The 17147-nt window shown below is 70.4% G+C and carries 15 protein-coding genes; 11 read left to right on the top strand and 4 right to left on the bottom strand.

Annotated features, from left to right (window positions below):
- The first annotated feature begins 64 nt into the window (after nt 1-64).
- Entirely contained in the window at nt 65-1000 is a 936-nt protein-coding gene (locus tag ACSMXX_RS19135; protein ID WP_473179917.1) for a phytanoyl-CoA dioxygenase family protein, read from the top strand.
- A gap of 161 nt (nt 1001-1161) precedes the next feature.
- Nucleotides 1162-1794 (top strand): hypothetical protein, encoded by a 633-nt coding sequence (locus ACSMXX_RS19130; RefSeq protein WP_473179916.1) that lies wholly within the window; start codon nt 1162-1164, stop codon nt 1792-1794.
- Nucleotides 1795-1916: 122 nt separating this feature from the next.
- Here the strand turns inward: ACSMXX_RS19130 and ACSMXX_RS19125 are convergent, their stop codons facing one another.
- On the bottom strand, nt 1917-2345 hold the full coding sequence (locus ACSMXX_RS19125; RefSeq protein WP_473179915.1) for a pyridoxamine 5'-phosphate oxidase family protein: 429 nt from the start codon (nt 2343-2345) through the stop codon (nt 1917-1919).
- A gap of 205 nt (nt 2346-2550) precedes the next feature.
- Between ACSMXX_RS19125 and paaZ the strand changes: the two genes are divergently transcribed.
- A complete protein-coding gene (paaZ, locus tag ACSMXX_RS19120) occupies nt 2551-4110 on the top strand; it encodes a phenylacetic acid degradation bifunctional protein PaaZ (RefSeq protein ID WP_473179914.1) in 1560 nt (519 codons plus the stop codon).
- 117 nt (nt 4111-4227) lie between these two features.
- Entirely contained in the window at nt 4228-5706 is a 1479-nt protein-coding gene (gene boxB / locus ACSMXX_RS19115; RefSeq protein ID WP_473179913.1) for a benzoyl-CoA 2,3-epoxidase subunit BoxB, read from the top strand.
- Nucleotides 5707-5815: 109 nt separating this feature from the next.
- Here the strand turns inward: boxB and ACSMXX_RS19110 are convergent, their stop codons facing one another.
- Nucleotides 5816-6715, bottom strand: coding sequence for a PaaX family transcriptional regulator (locus ACSMXX_RS19110; protein ID WP_473179912.1), 900 nt, complete (start codon nt 6713-6715; stop codon nt 5816-5818).
- Nucleotides 6716-6878: 163 nt separating this feature from the next.
- Here ACSMXX_RS19110 and boxC point away from each other — a divergent pair, with 163 nt between their 5' ends.
- From boxC to ACSMXX_RS19075, 7 genes are all read left to right on the top strand, one after another.
- The gene (gene boxC / locus ACSMXX_RS19105; protein WP_473179911.1) at nt 6879-8639 is read left to right on the top strand and encodes a 2,3-epoxybenzoyl-CoA dihydrolase; all 1761 of its coding nucleotides are present in this window, start codon (nt 6879-6881) and stop codon (nt 8637-8639) included.
- Nucleotides 8640-8678: 39 nt separating this feature from the next.
- The gene (locus ACSMXX_RS19100; protein WP_473179910.1) at nt 8679-10292 is read left to right on the top strand and encodes a benzoate-CoA ligase family protein; all 1614 of its coding nucleotides are present in this window, start codon (nt 8679-8681) and stop codon (nt 10290-10292) included.
- Between the two features lie 44 nt (nt 10293-10336).
- Nucleotides 10337-11425: an NAD(P)/FAD-dependent oxidoreductase gene (locus tag ACSMXX_RS19095; protein WP_473179909.1), complete on the top strand. Its 1089-nt coding sequence runs from the start codon at nt 10337-10339 to the stop codon at nt 11423-11425.
- Between the two features lie 39 nt (nt 11426-11464).
- Nucleotides 11465-11803 (top strand): ferredoxin, encoded by a 339-nt coding sequence (fdxA, locus tag ACSMXX_RS19090; protein WP_070013179.1) that lies wholly within the window; start codon nt 11465-11467, stop codon nt 11801-11803.
- A 36-nt stretch (nt 11804-11839) separates the two neighbouring features.
- A complete protein-coding gene (locus ACSMXX_RS19085) occupies nt 11840-12706 on the top strand; it encodes an amidohydrolase family protein (RefSeq protein ID WP_473179908.1) in 867 nt (288 codons plus the stop codon).
- Between the two features lie 7 nt (nt 12707-12713).
- Entirely contained in the window at nt 12714-13259 is a 546-nt protein-coding gene (locus ACSMXX_RS19080; protein WP_473179907.1) for a gamma carbonic anhydrase family protein, read from the top strand.
- Between the two features lie 189 nt (nt 13260-13448).
- The gene (locus ACSMXX_RS19075; RefSeq protein WP_473179906.1) at nt 13449-14429 is read left to right on the top strand and encodes an alpha/beta fold hydrolase; all 981 of its coding nucleotides are present in this window, start codon (nt 13449-13451) and stop codon (nt 14427-14429) included.
- Nucleotides 14430-14505: 76 nt separating this feature from the next.
- Here ACSMXX_RS19075 and ACSMXX_RS19070 read toward each other — a convergent pair whose 3' ends face one another.
- Together ACSMXX_RS19070 and ACSMXX_RS19065 are read right to left on the bottom strand one after the other, a co-directional pair.
- Nucleotides 14506-15843 carry an MFS transporter gene (locus tag ACSMXX_RS19070; RefSeq protein WP_473179905.1) on the bottom strand — a complete coding sequence of 446 codons (1338 nt, stop codon included), beginning with the start codon at nt 15841-15843 and terminating at the stop codon, nt 14506-14508.
- 348 nt (nt 15844-16191) lie between these two features.
- Nucleotides 16192-17106 (bottom strand): peptidoglycan-binding protein, encoded by a 915-nt coding sequence (locus tag ACSMXX_RS19065; RefSeq protein WP_473179904.1) that lies wholly within the window; start codon nt 17104-17106, stop codon nt 16192-16194.
- Nucleotides 17107-17147: the final 41 nt, after the last annotated feature.

The following is a 17147-nucleotide window of genomic DNA, read 5'->3' as shown; positions in this document are numbered from 1 at the left end:
AATCGCCATGTTAAGGCGCTCTCCGGCCATGGCTACGGGGGCCGGCGCGGGCGACGGTATGTGCATGACCACAGCGACGAGGACCACAGCGACGAGGAAGGCGAGGTACGGCCTCGCCGACACCGACACCGACACCGGCACAGGCACCGCAACCGGCACCTCCGGCGACCTGACCGAACGCTTCGACCGGGACGGCTACGTCGTCGTCGGCTGTCTCACGCGGGACGAGGTCGACGGACTCAACGACGAGGCGCTGCGCATCTTCCGCGGCGAGGCAGGCGACATCACAGGGCTCGCCACCTCGCACGGCGAGGACGACGACGCGGTCCTCCGCCGCTACGCGTGCATACACCAGCCGCACAAGATCTCACCCGTGCTCCGGCAGGCGCTCTCCCACCCGGAGTTGGTCCGCGTACTGACGAAGCTCATCGGCCCGGACGTCAAGGCCATGCAGTCCATGCTCTTCACCAAGGGGGAAGGCACGCCCGGGCAGGCCTGGCACCAGGACGAGTACTTCATCCCCACCCGGGACCGCTCGCTCACAGCCGCCTGGATCGCTCTCGACGACGCCACGGTCGAGAACGGTGCGCTGTGGGCGCTGCCCGGCTCCCACCGCCCCGGCGTCATCTACCCCGACCGTGAGCACGACGACGAACGGTTCGACTGCGCCGTCGAGGCATACGACTTCCCCTACCGGGACGAGGACGCCGTGCCGCTGGAGGTGGAGGCCGGCTCGGTGGTCTTCTTCGACGGCTACCTGCTGCACCGCTCGCTGCCCAACACCGGCCGCCACGGGCTGCGCCGCGCGCTGGTCAACCACTACATGAGCGCGCAGTCGCTGCTGCCCTGGCAGGGACCGCCGGAGGGGACGCACACCGCGAAGTGGGACTTCCGGGACGTGACGCCGGTCGCCGGAACCGATCCGTACGCGTGGAAGGGGTACGCCGACATCGTCCGCCCGCACATCCGTCCCTCGCGGGACGGGGGCTGCGGCCGCTGAGGCGCTGCCGGGCGCTCCCGGACACGGCTGGGCACTGCAGGGGAACGGCCGGACCGGCGGGTTCACGCCGGTCCGCTCCAAGTCGGGAGTCGGGCACAACCCTTCGGGGTGGTTGATGGTCTGTCATGACGTCAGTACCGATACGGGGGAAAGGTTCCTAAATGCGCGTACATCCCATCCGTTCCGCTGCGCTCGGCACGCTGGCGGCGCTCGCCGCGCTCGGGCTCACACTCGCCGCGAGCAGCCCGGGCGTCGCGGCCGGGGGCACGGGGAAGAAGGCACCGGTGCCGGGATTCCTGGCCGGCGCGGATCTGCCGCCGCACCCGTCCTCCCCCTGGTGGGCCGGCAAGGTGACGGCCGGACTGCCGGATCAGCCCTTCTGCGTCGACGGTGTGCTGCCCGCCGGCAAGAGCCACCACCGCGAGTTCCACACCGAGTTCGACACCAACGCCACCCAGATCGCCGTCACCGCGAAGAACACCGCCGCGGCGAGCAGGCTGGCCGCCTCGCTGAGGAAGGCGGTCGCCGCGTGCGCGGCGGACTGGCTGCGTGAGACACCGGGCGGCACCGCCTCATGGGAGGACTACGGCGGGCTGGCCGTGGGCGGCGGCGCGCACGTCTACGGCGTGCACACCTCCATCCCCGACTCCGAGCCCGGTGTGCACCTCTTCGGCGTCGGGCGCGACGGAAGGAACGTGACCGTGGTCCGCTGGGGCGAGATGGGCAATCTCGGGCACGCCCCCGTCGACGCCTTCAGGCAGACGACGAAGACGGCCGTCACGAAGCTCAACTGATCCGCGGGCGGGGCCACTTGCCTGCCGTACGCACACCCCGGAGCACGTCTCGAAGACGCCCCTGAGCACGCGCCACGCCCCGTCCGGCTGCCGGACGGGGCGTGGCGTGCCGTGCCGTGTCCTCAGATCTGCCCGAGGTCGGAGGAGAGCCAGCGCTCGGGGCGCATCCGCAGGATCACCTGCTCTCCGTGGTCGTCCCAGGCGAAGTCGACGTACGGGTCCACCTTGTCGGCGGGGAGGTACCGGGCGGCAAGCGCATGGAGACGGTCCCGGGTGGCCGGCTCCCTCCCGGTGACGGGGCCTTCGACGGACACGTACCGGATGGTGGGTTCGAGGCGGTCGACCATCAGCGTGAACCGGCCCGCCTTGGCGATCAGTTGGTCCTTGCGTGAATCCCGCCCGGTCAGGATCCAGAAGTCGCCGCCCGGCTCGTACTCGTACCAGACCGGTACGGAGAGCGGAGCGCGCCCTTTCTCTCCCGCGTCCACCGACAGCGCGGCGATCAGCGGCTCGGCCAGAAACTCTGCACGTTCCTCACGGGTCAAAGCCATGCAATCTGCCTACCACGCACGGGGCGCGGCGTCCCGGCGAGCGAGCCGAGCCGATCGGCAGCGGCGTGCATCACCGGCAGCAGCAGCCAGACCCCGTAATGCCACTTTCTTTACGCGAGGCGACATGAATATGTAGCGTGTTTACGGATCGAGGCAGCCCGGGCGCCACCCGCGGCGACCCGCGATTCCGACGAAGGAGCAGTTCGTGGCACGGACACTGCAGAGCTGGACCCGTAGCGAGTGGTGGGCAGGCGGCGGCCACGGAGCCGAGGTGAGCGACGCCGTCACCGGCGAGCCGGTGGTGACGGTCTCCAGCGACGGCCTGGACACCGCGGCGGCCGTCGCGTACGCGCGGGACGTGGGAGGCCCGGAGCTGAGGCGCAGCGGATTCGCCGCACGTGCCGCGCTCGTCAAGCAGCTCGCCCTCGCGCTGAGGGAGAGGCGCGGGGAGCTGGTCGAGCTGTCCGCGCGTACGGGCGCCACCGCCGCGGACGCCTCTGTCGACGTCGACGGAGGCATCGGCACGGCTCTGGTCTTCGCGAGCAAGGGCGCCAAGCAGCTGCCGGACGGCAATGTGCTCGCCGAGGACGAGGCCGAACAGCTCGGGAAGGGCGGCACGTTCGCCGGCAGGCACCTCCTGACTCCGCGGCGTGGCGCCGTGGTTGAGATCAACGCGTTCAACTTCCCCGTCTGGGGGATGCTGGAGAAGCTGGCTCCCGCGCTGATCGCCGGTGTGCCCAGCATCGTCAAACCGGCTACGCAGACCGCTTACGTCGCCGAGCACGCCGTCCGCATCCTCGACGAGTCGGGGCTGCTCCCCGACGGGGCGCTGCAGCTCGTGTGCGGCGGGCTCGGCGACCTGCTCGACCACCTCGGCGGCCAGGATCTGGTCTCTTTCACCGGCTCGGCCGCCACCGCCGCCAAGCTGCGCGGGCACGAGGCGGTGACCGCGCGTTCGGTGCGTTTCAACGCCGAGGCCGACTCGCTCAACGGCTCCGTACTCGGGCCGGACGCGGTGCCTGGCACCCCCGAGTTCGAGCTCTTCGCCGACGCACTCGTGCACGAGACGACCTGCAAGGCGGGCCAGCGGTGTACGGCGATCCGGCGCGCGCTGGTGCCGGAAGCGCTGCTGGGCCAGGTTTCCGACGCGGTCGCCGACCGCCTGTCGAAGGTCGTCGTCGGTGCGCCGGGAGCCGAAGGCGTGACCATGGGCGCCCTGGCGGGGCAGGCACAGCGCCGCGACGTTCTCGCGGCCGTGGAGCGGCTGAAGAACGCCGCCACGGTGGTCGCCGGCGGCGGGCCCCCGGCCGGCGTGGCCGGCGCCGACGCCGCGACGGGGGCGTTCATGGCACCCACACTGCTGCGCTGCGACGACCCGGACCGGGCGGAGCCCCATGCCGTCGAGGCCTTCGGCCCGGTGAGCACGCTCATCGGCTACCGCGACCCCGCGCACGCGGTGGAGCTGCTCGCCCGCGGCGAGGGTTCACTCGTCGCTTCGGTGGTCTCGTACGACGAGGACGCCGTACGCGAGTTGGTGCTCGGCGCCGCCGCCCACCACGGGCGGATTCTCGTACTCGACCGGGAGGACGCCGCGGAGAGCACGGGACACGGGACGCCGATGCCGCAGCTCGTGCACGGCGGGCCCGGCCGCGCGGGAGGCGGCGAGGAGGAGGGCGGCCTGCGGGCGGTGACACACCATCTGCAGCGCACGGGCGTACAGGCGAGTCCGCGCGTTCTCGATGCACTGGCGGGGGTTGCACACTGACCAGACATGCTACATTCTACTGACGTGACGATGTCATGTCGTGGACTTTATTGCGATGACTCTGCGATGACTCTGCCGTGGACTGACGGCTGACCCCGGAGAGAAGGGCAAGAGCGGATGACGACCACTGATGGCCGCCTCGGAGCCGCACCCGAGCCCACCGGCCCGGTGAGCAGGATCGACTACAGCGAGCGGATCCCCAACAACGTCGACCTGGCCGGCGACCGCAAGCTCCAGCGGGCACTGGAGCGCTGGCAGCCGAAGTTCATCGAGTGGTGGAGGAACCTCGGCCCCCAGGTGCCGACCAAGGAGGTCTATCTGCGTACGGCGGTCGCCATCGACCGCGACGGATGGGCCGTCTACGACTTCGTGCCCATGGAGGAGTACCGCTGGGGCGTCTTCCTCGCCGAGACCGACCCGGACCGCGAGATCAGCTTCGGTCAGCACAAGGGCGAGAAGGCGTGGAAAGAGGTCCCCGGCGAGTACCGCGCCGAGCTGCAGCGGCTCATCGTCGTCCAGGGCGACACCGAGCCGGCCAGCGTGGAGCAGCAGCGCCAGCTCGGGGCGACCGCGCCCAGCCTGTACGACATGCGGAACCTCTTCCAGATCAACGTCGAGGAGGGCCGTCACCTCTGGGCGATGGTCTACCTGCTGCAGGCCTACTTCGGACGTGAGGGGCGCGAGGAGGCGGAGGAGCTGCTCCGCCGCAACAGCGGGGACTACGACAACCCGCGCATCCTCGGCGCCTTCAATGAGGACACGACCGACTGGCTGAACTTCTTCATGTTCACCTACTTCACCGACCGCGACGGCAAGTACCAGCTCGGCACGTTGAAGGAGAGCGGCTTCGACCCGCTGGCGCGCACCTGCGAGTTCATGCTGAAGGAAGAGGCCCACCACATGTTCGTGGGCACCACCGGCATCCAGCGAGTCGTCGAGCGGACCGCGGAGCTGATGAAGGAGCACGGCACCGACGACATCGTGCAGCACGGCGGGATCCCGTTCACCGTCATCCAGAAGTACCTGAACCAGCAGTTCTCGGTGTCCATGGACCTGTTCGGCTCCGAGCTGTCCTCCAACGCCGCCGCCTACTACACCGCGGGCCTGAAGGGCCGCTGGCAGGAGCGGCGCCGCAAGGACGACCACGACCTGCAGGGGCAGACACGGGAGATGACCAAGGTCGAGAACGGCGAACTGGTCACCGAGACCGTCCCCCTGCTGAATGCGCTGAACCTCGATCTGCGCGACGAGTACGTCGCCGACTGCGAGAACGGCATCCGCCGCTGGAACCAGGCGCTTGAGGACGCCGGTCTGCCGCACCGGCTGACACTGCCGCACGAGGGCTTCAACCGCGAGGTCGGCGTGTACGCCGGCGCGCATGTGAGCCCCGAGGGCGAGGTGCTCACCCAGGAGCAGTGGGACGCACGGGCCGGCGAGTGGCTCCCGTCGGAGCAGGACCGGGCCGACGTGCGGTCGCTGATGAAGCCCGAGTACGAGCCGGGCAGGTTCGCCGGCTGGATCGCGCCACCGGCGCAGGGCATCAACAAGATGGGCGTCGAGTTCGACTACGTGCGCTTCTGGCGGGAGGACAGCTGAGCCCTCGTCAGCGCATGAACGCGTGGCGGCGCCCGGCCTCCATGAGGGGCCGGGCGCCGCCACGTTCAGGACCGGCCGGTCGTACGCGTGACGACCGGTCGTATGCGGTTCAGGACCGGTCGTCCGCGCCGGTGCACAGGCGCTGCCAGTACGACTGCGCCCTGCGGTGCCAGCGTTCGTGGCAGCGGTGGAAGACGGTGGCGGCGTCCGGGCCCGGCCAGTCGTGGTCGAGCAGTTCCGCCGGGAGCGCCGGGTCCAGGGCGGGAAAGCGCCGCCACTCGTGCACGAGGTTCACCTGTGCCACGAACGCCTCCTGCTGGTCGCTCACCTGCATCCCGCCGAACTGTTTGACGAAGTCGCCGTAGGCCACCTCGATCTTGTCGAGCGGCCACGCGGCGGCCACGACGTCCTGTGGGTCCCCGATACCGGCCGAAGGACCGCTCCACGACATGGTGCTGGCCTCGATGCCGAGCTCCTGCACGATGGCACGGACTTCACCGGCCCGGCCTGCATCGGGCACCACCCACAGGCCGGGCGCGGGCGATCCCATGCCCGCCCAGGTGAGCCGGGTGCGCAGCTTGTGCCGCAGCCGTCGCCGGCTCTCGGGCACCGTGACCGCGAGCACGAGCCAGCGGCCGTCCCAGCGGCGGCTGTGCCGCATGAACGAGTAGATCCGCTCGGTGCCCTCCTCCAGCAGCTGCTCGCCGTTCGGCGTCAGGCTCCAGCGGGTACGGCGGCCGACCCGGTCGGCCACGAGCAGGCCTTCGGTAGACGAGCGTGCCAGCGCCTGCCGCGCCGCCTTCTCCTCGATGCCGAGGGAGTCCAGCGCCCCGAGCAGGGCGCCCGTCCAGACCGGCTCCCGGCTCGGCAGAACGAACTCGCCGAGCACGGTCAGCAGCAGAGAGCGCGCGCTGGTCGAGCCCGCCCCGGAACGCCGGGTGCGGGGTGCGGCTTCTACAGACTTGCCGTCGGCAGACACACCGTCTACAGACGTACCGGCAGCGGCCACGGCCTTGAGTCCTTTCGGAAGAGTCAGGGACACCGGGATTCTAGCCCGGACCAGCGACACCACAGACGTCCGCGCCGAAGAACATGCTACGTACTCTTGACGACCGACCATGACAATGTAGAGTCAGAGACTCAAGACGGCACCGATCGCTTGGAGGAGCGAGATGACCGCCGCGGTCGAAACCAGCACCCAGCCAACCGGCACCGGCAAGGGCGACGGCCCCGGCGCCGGGAGCCCGGAGGCGGCAGCGGCCGCCGAGGACGTGCCCACCGTCTCCTTCGACACCTCGCCCGAGCGCTACCGGCACTGGAAGCTCGACGTCGACGGCGAGGTCGCCACGCTCACGCTGCTGGTCGACCAGGACGGCGGGATCGTCCCGGGCTACGAGCTCAAGAGCAACTCCTACGACCTCGGCGTCGACATCGAGCTCTACGACGCCGTCCAGCGGCTGCGCTTCGAGCACCCCCAGGTCAAGTCCGTGGTACTCACCGGCGGACTGGAGCGGATGTTCTGCGCGGGGGCGAACATCAAGATGCTCGCCCAGTCCGGCCACGCCTGGAAGGTGAACTTCTGCAAGTTCACCAACGAGACCCGCAACGGCTTCGAGGACGCGACGCGGCACTCCGGGCAGACCTACATCGCCGCGGTCAACGGCACCTCCGCCGGCGGCGGATACGAACTCGCCCTGGCCTGCGACCAGATCGTCCTCGTCGACGACGGCTCCTCGGCGGTCGCCCTTCCCGAGGTGCCGCTGCTGGGCGTGCTGCCCGGCACCGGCGGGCTGACGCGGGTGGTGGACAAGCGGCACGTCCGCAAGGACCGGGCCGACATCTTCGCCACCAAGAGCGAGGGCATCAAGGGCAGGACCGCCGTCGAGTGGCGGCTGGTCGACGCCGCCGTGCCCCGCGGCCGGTTCGACGACGAGGTGCGCTCCCGCGCGGAGGAGGCGGCCAGGACCTCGCACCGCCCGGCGGGCGGCAAGGGCGTCGCGCTGCCCCGGCTGGAACGCGGCGAGCACGGCGACTCGATCACGTACCCGCACGTCGAGGCGGAACTGCTGCGCGACCAGCGGCGGGTCGAGATCACCGTCGAGGCGCCCGCGGAGGCGCCGCCCGCCGACGCCGCGGCCGTACGCGAGCAGGGCGCGGACTACTGGCCGCTCGCGCTCGCCCGCGAGCTCGACGACCTGATCCTGCGGCTGCGCACCAACGAACTGGAGCTCGGCACCTGGGTGTTCCGCACCAAGGGCGACGCCGACGCCGTGCTGGCGTACGACGCACAGCTCGACGCGCTCGCCGGCGACTGGTTCGTCAACGAGATCCGGCACTACCTCAAGCGCACCTTCAAGCGCCTGGACGTCACCAGCCGCAGCCTCGTCGCGCTGATCGAGCCGGGCAGCTGCTTCGCCGGGACGCTGCTGGAGCTGGCGCTGGCCTGCGACCGGCAGTACATGCTGACGGGGGTGTTCGAGGACGTCGACCCCGACGCCGAGCCGGCGTCCGTCGTCCTCGGCGCCGCCAACGACGGCGCCTACCCGATGGGCAACGGCCTGACCCGGCTGCAGTCGCGCTTCTACGGGGCCGACGAGGAACTGCGGACCGTGCTGGCCCGCGCCGGGGAACGGCTGGGGGCCGACGAGGCCGCCGAACTCGGGCTCGTCACCATGGCGCTGGACGACATCGACTACGAGGACGAGCTGCGGATCGTCCTGGAGGAGCGCGCGTCACTCTCCCCGGACGCGTTGACCGGCATGGAGGCCAACCACCGCTTCGTGGGACCCGAGACGGTGGAGACCAAGATCTTCGGGCGGCTGACCGCCTGGCAGAACTGGATCTTCAACCGCCCCAACGCCTCCGGTCCGGAGGGCGCGCTGCGCCGCTACGGCAGCGGAAAGCGCGCCGACTTCGACGTCAAGCGGGTCTGACGGCCGGCCGCTGCCGAGGAAGAAGGAGGCGAACAGCTCATGTCCATGCCGTCAGCGACGTCAGGGCCGTCAGGGCCGCCGCAGTCGTTCAACGCCGCCACCTACCTTGTCGACCGGCACCTCGACAGCGGTCGAGGTGACCGTCCCGCCGTGCGCCACGCGGGAGCGGACATCAGCTACGGGCAGCTGTCCGACGACGTCGCCCGCGTGGCCGGTGCGCTGCTGCGCCTGGGCATGCACCGCGACGAGCGGGTGATGTGCTGCATGTCCGACACCCCGGAGCTGCTGAGCACCGTCCTCGGCGCGTTCCGGGCGGGACTCGTCGCCGTACCAGTGAGCACGATGCTGACGGGCAAGGAACTCGGTTCGATCCTCGCCGACTGCGGCGCCCGCGTACTGGTGTGCACATCGGAGTTCGCCGACGCCTGCGCGGAGGCCCTTCAGGCGTCGCCCGACGTGAGCCATCTCGTCGTGGTGGGCGGGGCCGAACCCGAGGTGCCGGAGCGGGTGGTGCGGCTCTCCTGGGAAGGGGCGCTGGACGGCGTCGCTCCGGGCGACGGCGGCCGGGCCGCCGCCACGGGCGAGGACACACCCGCGCTGTGGCTCTACACCTCCGGCACGACCGGCATGCCGAAGGCCGCCATGCACCGGCACGCCAACATCCGGCACGTGTGCGAGACGTACGGTCAGCAGGTGCTGGGGATACGTGCCGACGACCGGTGCCTGTCCGTCGCGAAGCTCTTCTTCGCCTACGGGATCGGCAACTCGGCGTTCTTCCCCCTCTCGGCCGGCGCCACCACGATTCTGGAGCCCCGCCGTCCCACGCCGGACGTGATCGCCGAGCGGGTGCGCGCCGACCGGCCCACCCTCTTCTTCGGCGTACCGACCTTCTACGCCGGGATGCTCGCCGCGGACCTGCCCGGGGAGCTGATGTCGTCGGTTCGGCTGGCCGTCTCGGCCGGTGAGGCCCTGCCCGCGCCGCTGCTGCGGCGCTGGCAGGACCACTTCGGAGTCGACATCATCGACGGTCTGGGCTCGACCGAGGCCCTGCACATCTTCCTGTCGAACCGGCCCGGCGACATCGGTCCCGGAACCAGCGGATTCCCCGTGCCCGGCTACGAGTTGCAGATACGGGACGAGCACGGCGCCGTACGTCCGCCCGGCGAGCCCGGTGCGCTGTACGTCAAGGGCGAGTCGATCGCGAGCGGCTACTGGTGCCGCACCGAGACCAGCCGGCACGTCTTCCAGGGCGACTGGCTGGCCACCGGCGACACCTACGTACAGGACGAGGAGGGCCGCTACACATGCCTGGGGCGGTCCAACGACATGCTGAAGGCGGGCGGGATCTGGGTGTCCCCGGCCGAGGTCGAGAGCCGGCTGACCGAGCACGAAGACGTGTCGGAGGCCGCCGTGGTTGGCGTCCCGGACGGTCAGGGCCTGGACAAGCCGGTGGGCTACGTGGTGCTCGGGAAGGGCGCCACCGCGACACCCGAGGAACTGATCGGTTTCTGCCGGGACGGCCTCGCCCACTTCAAGGCGCCCCGCCGCGTGGTGTGCGTGGACGCACTGCCCCGTACGGCGAGCGGCAAGCTGCAGCGCTTCAAGATCCGCCGGATGGCCGCCGAGGAGTCCGGTGCGGCGAGCATCGTGTGAGCGCGAGGCCCCAGCAGAGCGCGAGGATCAAGCAGGAGGAGCTCATGACCAAGGGGGAGCAGCCCCGGTCCGCCGAACACCACGAGGTCGACCTCGTGCTGGTCGGCGCGGGACCGGTCGGCCTCTACGGCGCCTACTACGCCGGCGTACGCGGGCTGCGCGTCGCGCTGGTGGACTCGCTGCCCGAGCCGGGCGGCCAGGTGACGGCGATGTATCCGGAGAAGCCCATCTACGACATCGCCGGCTTCCCGAGCGTCCGGGGGCGGGAACTCGTCGACAACCTCGTCGAACAGGCGGACCGGTACGGCCCGTTGTATCTCCTCGGCCGGCAGGCGACGAAGCTGGAACGCGTGCCGGGCGTCCAGTCCGTCGTGCCGGGCGTCCAGTCCGTCCCGTCCGGCGGGGGCCGGGACCGCTTCCGGCTGACGGCGTCCGACGGCACGGTGATCGACTGCGGTGCGGTGGTGGTGACCGGCGGCATCGGGACCTTCACGCCCAGGCCGCTGCCGGCGGGTGAGGACTTCCTGGGGCGCGGCCTGTCCTACTTCGTGCCCTCGCTCGCCGACTTCACCGGCTCCGACGTCGTCGTGGTGGGCGGCGGCGACAGCGCGTGCGACTGGGTGCTCGCGCTGAAGCCGGTGGCCCGGTCGGTGACGCTCGTACACCGCCGGAAGGCCTTCCGGGCGCACGCGGCGACGGTCGACGCGGTGCGTTCCTGCGGCGCCACGGTGCTGACCGATGCGCAGGTGACCGGCATCGAGGGCAACGGAACGATCGAGAAGGTCGAGGTCACGCCGAAGAACGAGGATCCCGTCGTGCTGCCCGCACAGCGCGTCGTGGCGGCGCTCGGTTTCCTGGCCGACCTGGGACCGATGCGCGAGTGGGGCTTCGACCTGCACGACAACTGCCACCTCGTGGTGGATTCGAGGATGGCCACCGACATGGCCGGTGTGTACGCCGCGGGCGACATCTCGGAGTACCCGGGCAAGGTCCGGCTGATCTCCGTCGGATTCGGCGAAGTGGCCACCGCGGTCAACAACGCGGCAGTGCATCTCGACCCCGGGGCGTCGCTGTTCCCCGGCCACAGCACCGACGAGGCGCCCCCACAAGCTGCGACCGTGGCAGCGGCCTGAGTACGCGCCGTGGCAGCGGCCTGAGCAGGAGGAGGAATCGTGCCCTACGTGATCATGTCGGACTGCATCGACATCACCGACCAGTCCTGCGTCGAGGAATGCCCCGTCGACTGCATCTACGTCGGCGAGCGCAAGCTGTACATCAACGGCAAGGAGTGCATCGACTGCGGTGCCTGCGAACCCGTCTGCCCGGTGGAGGCCATCTCCCAGGACCGCCGGGTCCCGGAGGAGCAGCAGGAGTTCATCGAGGACAACAAGACCTTCTTCACCGAGACGCTGCCCGGACGGGACGAGCCGATCGGCACACCCGGCGGCTCGCGGCTGACCGGCGACATCGGCGTGGACACGCCGCTCGTCGCGAAGCACTCGGGCAACTAGCCGGCAACCAGAGGGCAACTGGAGGGAGTTCACACGATGCTGGACGGCCATCTCCTCGTCGACGCCCATGTGCACGTGCCGCTGCTGTCGTCCATCGCTCCGGCGTGGTCGCAGTGGGCACGCGATTTCGGGCCCGACGGCGTGCTCGGACTCGCATGGGACGCGGAGGGAAACCCGGACCCGGCGAAGCTGGACGAGCTGTTCGCCGCCGAGGGCGTCGACACCGCGCTGCTGTTCTGCGAATACAGCCCGAAGGCCACGGGCTACCAGCAGTTCGACGATCTGCTGCCCCTGGTCGAGCACAATCCGCGGCGCTTCCGCCCGGTGGCCAACGTCAACCCGCATCTGCACTTCCCCGTCGACGCGGAGCTGCGCCGGCAGCTCGATCTCGGAGCGGCAGCGCTCAAACTGCACCCCGTGCACGGCGGGTTCCGCCTGGACGACCCGGCGCTCTTCCCGGCCTACTCGCTGCTCGTCGAGCGGGACGTCCCGCTCGTGACCCACTGCGGAACCTCCTCGTTCCCGGGGTCGATGAACGAACTCGCCGACCCGGCGCAGCTCTACCCGGTGCTCAGGCACTTCCCGGACCTCACCGTCGTACTCGCGCACGGGGGCCGCGGGTGGTGGTACGACGCCGCCGCCTTCCTCGCGCTCTCCAACGCCAACGTGTGGATCGAGCTGTCCGGACTGCCGCCGAAGCGCCTCCCCTCGTACTACGCGCGGCACGACCTGAACAAGCTCGCACGCAAGTGGATCTTCGGCACCGACTGGCCGGGGGTGCCCGGCACCGCCGTTAACGCCCGCGCGGTCGCGGGACTCGGGCTGTCCGACGACACGGTTCCACTGGTGCTCGGGGAGAACGCGATGCGCGTCTACCACGGGCTCAAGCCTGAGAAGGGATGAACAACCCATGCCGGTCTACGCGTTCGACGGGGTCAGCCCGCGGGTGAGCGCCGACGCCTACATCCACCCCGACGCCGTGCTGATCGGGCACGTCACCGTGGGAGCACAGTCCTCGGTGTGGCCGGGGGCCGTGCTGCGCGGTGACCACGGCCGGATCGAGGTCGGCTCGCGCACGTCGGTGCAGGACGGCACGGTCGTCCACACGACCGAGAAGTGGCCCACCGTCATCGGGGACGAATGCGTGGTCGGGCACAACGCCCATCTGGAGGGCTGCACGATCGCGGACCGCTGCCTCGTCGGCTCGATGTCGGCGGTGCTCAACCGTGCCGACGTGCACGGCGGTTCGGTCGTGGGAGCGGCGGCGCTGGTGCCCGAAGGGCTCACCGTGCCCGAGCGCTCCATGGTGCTGGGGGTTCCGGGCCGCGTGAAGCCGCTGCCGGACGACTGGGAGGACGGCTGGATCGACTACGCGGTGGGTGTCTACACGGGATTCGCCCGCCGCTACCCGGAAGCGATGACCCGCGTCGACCTCGCGGACTGCCGGGTGGACTGACGCGGACCGGCCCGGACCGACACGGGCCGACACGGGCCGGCACGGGCCGGCACGGGCCGGCACCGGCTCCACGGGCGCTCCCGGTGCTGTTTGCCGAAGCGGCAACAGGACTCGCGCCGGCGGGGCCACGGCCCGCATGATCGGTTCACCGGTCACGGCGCATGGCGGATCGGGAGCCCTGGAGGACTCATGCCGCAGCCGGCCTCAGACGTCACTCACCGGTCCGTCCCCGCGCCCGCAGGCCGGATCCACCTGGTGGAACAGGGCTCGGGACCACTGGTGCTGCTCGTGCACGGCTTCCCGGAGTCCTGGTACTCATGGCGCCGGCAGCTGCCGGCGCTGGCCGCTGCCGGGTACCGCGCGGTCGCCGTCGACGTCCGCGGCTACGGCCGTTCCTCCAAGCCGGAGCGGACCGACGCGTACCGGATGCTCGAACTGGTGGAGGACAACGCCTCGGTGGTGGACGCCCTGGGCGAACGGTCCGCGGTGATCGTCGGCCACGACTGGGGGTCGGCCATCGCCGCCAACTCGGCCCTGGTCAGGCCGGACGTCTTCAGTGCGGTCGGGCTGCTCAGTGTTCCGTACGCCCCGCGCGGCGGACCGAGGCCCAGCGAGGTCTTCGCGGGAATGGGCGGGGACGAGGAGTTCTACGTCTCCTACTTCCAGGAGCCCGGCCGGGCCGAGGCGGAGATCGAGCCCGACGTGCGCGGCTGGCTCGCGGGCTTCTACGCCGCCCTGTCCGCCGGCACCATGCCCGCCGCCGATGCTCCGGACCCGCACTTCGTCAGCCGGGGCGGGACGCTGCGTGACCGGTTCCCGGCCGGACGGCTGCCCGCCTGGCTCAGCGAGGACGATCTCGACGTCTACGCCGGGGAGTTCGAGCGGACCGGCATGCGCGGGGCGCTCAGCCGCTACCGGAACATGGACCGGGACTGGGAGGACCTCGCCGGCTTCGACGGCGCCCCCGTCACCCAGCCCTCCCTGTTCATCGGCGGCAGTCTGGACGCCTCCACCATCTGGCTCGCCGATGCCATCGAGGCATACCCCGCAACGCTGCCCGGCCTTGTCTCGTCCCACATCCTCGACGCCTGCGGCCACTGGATCCAGCAGGAGCGTCCCGACGAGATCAACCGGCTCCTGACCGGCTGGCTCGCCTCCCTGCCCGCTTGAACCTCCCGGCCGGTCCGTGGCCGCGACGCCGCCACGGACCGGCTGGGATGATCTGCGACTGAGGCGGCACTGCGACTCACGTGGAGGCGGGCGCAGTGGCCACCTCCCGCAGCCCTGCCCCCTCCCCCGTCCCCTCCAGCGCGTTGTCCTTGCTCTCCCGGAGCACGAGCATGCTCAGCAGGCTGACGAGGCCGATCGCGGCGAGGTAGAACCCCATGGCGGAGCCGCCGAACGACACCGCGAGCTGAGAGGAGACCAGAGGCGTGACGGCCCCGCCCAGCACCCCCGCGAGGTTGTACGCGATCCCCGCCCCCGTGTAGCGGTGCCGGGTGGAGAAGATCTCCGGCAGCAGCGCGCCGGCGGGTCCGTAGCCCAGCCCCACCACGGCCAGAGGGAGGCACATACCGACCGCGAACGCCATCGGCGTCCCGAGGTCGAGGATCGGGAACAGGGCCAGCGCGACCGGAACGGCCAGCGCGTTGGCCGTCATGATCACTTTTCGCCGCCCGAAGCGGTCGGAGCAGATCGATCCGAGGACGGTGGTGACGGCGAACGCGAGCCCGGCGACGATTCCGATGCTGAGCACGGTCGACAGGGACAGGCCGAGCTTCTCGACGCCGTAGGTGGTCAGGTACGTCATGCTCACGTAGAAGAACGCGAACGTCATGACCACGGCTCCGGCGCCGAACACGACCTCACGGGGCTGGCGGGTCAGCGCCGCGGCGATCGGCAGCTTGGCGGACTTCCTGTCGGCGGCGGCCGCGGTGAACACGGCGGACTCCTCGATCTTCAGCCGGACATAGAGCCCGACGACGACGAGCACGATGCTGATCAGGAAGGGAATGCGCCAGCCCCACGCGGCGAAGGACGCCTTGCTCATCGAGAGCGTGATCACCAGGAACGTCGCGCTGGACAGCATGAACGCCAGGGAAGGCCCGAGCTGCGGGAAGAGAGCGTAGAACCCGCGCTTCTCCCGTGGCGCGTTCTCCGCCGTCAGCAGCGTCGCGCCCGCCCACTCGCCGCCGACTGCCACTCCCTGACATATCCGCAGGACGATCAGCAGGACGGGTGCCGCGGCACCGATGCTCTCCGTGCTCGGCAGGAGGCCGACGGCCACGGTGGCCATGCCCATCAGCAGCAGCGTCGAGACCAGGGTCTTCTTGCGCCCCAGGCGGTCGCCGAAGTGCCCGAACAGGACGGACCCGAACGGCCGGGCGACGAAAGCGACACCGAAGGTCGCGAGCGCGGCAGCCGTGCCGGCCGCCGTCCCCAGCGCGGGGAAGAAGACGCTCTCGAACACCAGGGCCGCGGCGGTGCCGTAGATGAAGAAGTCGTAGAACTCGATGGTCGTGCCGACCAGGCTCGCGAACGCGATCCTGCCCATCTTCCTTCTGGGTGCGCTTGGTTGACTCACCACTCCTCCTCGCTTCGCCTCATCGCGGCGACTGTCCGCGGGGCATCCCGCCGACCTGCGAGGGCGACGGTTCCGCGTCCCGGTGATGCGATGGAGGAAACTCTCTACATGCCGTCATTGCCTGTCAACGGTTCTGTAGCATTTTTCTCTGAGCTCGACGGGCCAGCACGTAGGCAGCACCCGAGCAAGAGGCGGTCGGCTTCAGAACTGTTGGGTGACACAAGCAACAGGTTCTTTGCGCTGCGTACTGCATGTGTCACATGAAGACCGAGGCGTTCTCGGACCCGGTCCCGCGACGGAGCCCCCGGAGGCCGTGCTCCGAGGGCTCTGCCATGTCTCGCGGACTGCTCAGACGTTGGGGACCTTGAGCTTCTTCCAGCTGTCCGGGCCCGGAACCCCGTCGGCGTCCTTACCGCTGTAGCCGCATTTCTCCTGCCACTTGGCGTACGACTTGCGGTCGGCCTGCGTCCAGTTGGGACCGGGGCCCACCTTGTACGCGGAGCAGCCCTCCGCCACCAGACGCTTGCCCATCGCCGTGATGACGGCGCTCCTGCGGCCCTCGGTGAAGAAGCCGGCGCCCGGGAACGGCTCGTGCGCGGGCTGCTCCCCGCCGCCACCGCCGCCGCCACCGCCTCCGTCACCACCACCGACGTCACCGCCGTCGCCGGGCTTCTTCTTGAGGCGGTCGGCGATGCGCGCCCGCATGCGGTCCATCGTGAAGCCGCGCGGATCGGTCTTGCCGGGCTGCCACTCCTTGTGGCCGATGACGGAGCGCTCGTTCCAGTCGTGTGCACGGCAGATGGCGGCCGAGACGCGGGTGATGGCCTCCAGCTGCGCCTTGGGCCACGGGTCCTTGCCGTCACCGAGGTTGATGCACTCGAAGCCGTAGAAGCGGGCGTTGCCGTCGCTGTCGGCCTCGTTGTCGTGCGGGAGCTTGCGCTCGTTGATGACGGCGTTCAGTACGTCGCCGTCGCCGAGGCCCGCGTGGTTGGCGCGGCCGTTGCCGACGAGCCACACCTCGCCCGCCTTGTCGATGACGCCGTGGCACAGCGGCCCGGGCAGCCCGGAGCGGCCGTTGTAGCAGAGCTGGACGCTGCCCTCGGTGCCCGAGGTGACGGTGTGATGGATCATCACGCCGTTCAGCGGACCCCAGGCGCCCTTCGAATTGCGGTTGTGGCGGCGCCAGTTGCGGACTTCGTGGACCGTGAGGCCCTCGTCCTTCAGCGCCTTGACGAGCCGGTCCGCGCTCAGCGGTTTCGCCATGACGGTGTCCCCCTTCCCGGGACGCACCCCGGGTGCGTCCC

This window comes from Streptomyces sp. DSM 116795 (assembly GCF_055792905.1).
Note: the sequence above shows the minus strand (reverse complement) of the source record. Positions and strands in the feature narration are given on the sequence as shown.

Bases quoted from the DNA above. Each gene is read 5' to 3' on its own strand.
- ACSMXX_RS19130 (WP_473179916.1), top strand. From the start codon at position 1,162: ATGCGCGTACATCCCATCCGTTCCGCTGCGCTCGGCACGCTGGCGGCG.
- ACSMXX_RS19075 (WP_473179906.1), top strand. From the start codon at position 13,449: ATGCCGCAGCCGGCCTCAGACGTCACTCACCGGTCCGTCCCCGCGCCC.
- ACSMXX_RS19100 (WP_473179910.1), top strand. From the start codon at position 8,679: ATGTCCATGCCGTCAGCGACGTCAGGGCCGTCAGGGCCGCCGCAGTCG.
- ACSMXX_RS19080 (WP_473179907.1), top strand. From the start codon at position 12,714: ATGCCGGTCTACGCGTTCGACGGGGTCAGCCCGCGGGTGAGCGCCGAC.
- ACSMXX_RS19065 (WP_473179904.1), bottom strand. From the start codon at position 17,106: ATGGCGAAACCGCTGAGCGCGGACCGGCTCGTCAAGGCGCTGAAGGAC.
- boxB (WP_473179913.1), top strand. From the start codon at position 4,228: ATGACGACCACTGATGGCCGCCTCGGAGCCGCACCCGAGCCCACCGGC.
- ACSMXX_RS19095 (WP_473179909.1), top strand. From the start codon at position 10,337: ATGACCAAGGGGGAGCAGCCCCGGTCCGCCGAACACCACGAGGTCGAC.
- ACSMXX_RS19135 (WP_473179917.1), top strand. From the start codon at position 65: ATGACCACAGCGACGAGGACCACAGCGACGAGGAAGGCGAGGTACGGC.
- ACSMXX_RS19085 (WP_473179908.1), top strand. From the start codon at position 11,840: ATGCTGGACGGCCATCTCCTCGTCGACGCCCATGTGCACGTGCCGCTG.
- ACSMXX_RS19125 (WP_473179915.1), bottom strand. From the start codon at position 2,345: ATGGCTTTGACCCGTGAGGAACGTGCAGAGTTTCTGGCCGAGCCGCTG.
- boxC (WP_473179911.1), top strand. From the start codon at position 6,879: ATGACCGCCGCGGTCGAAACCAGCACCCAGCCAACCGGCACCGGCAAG.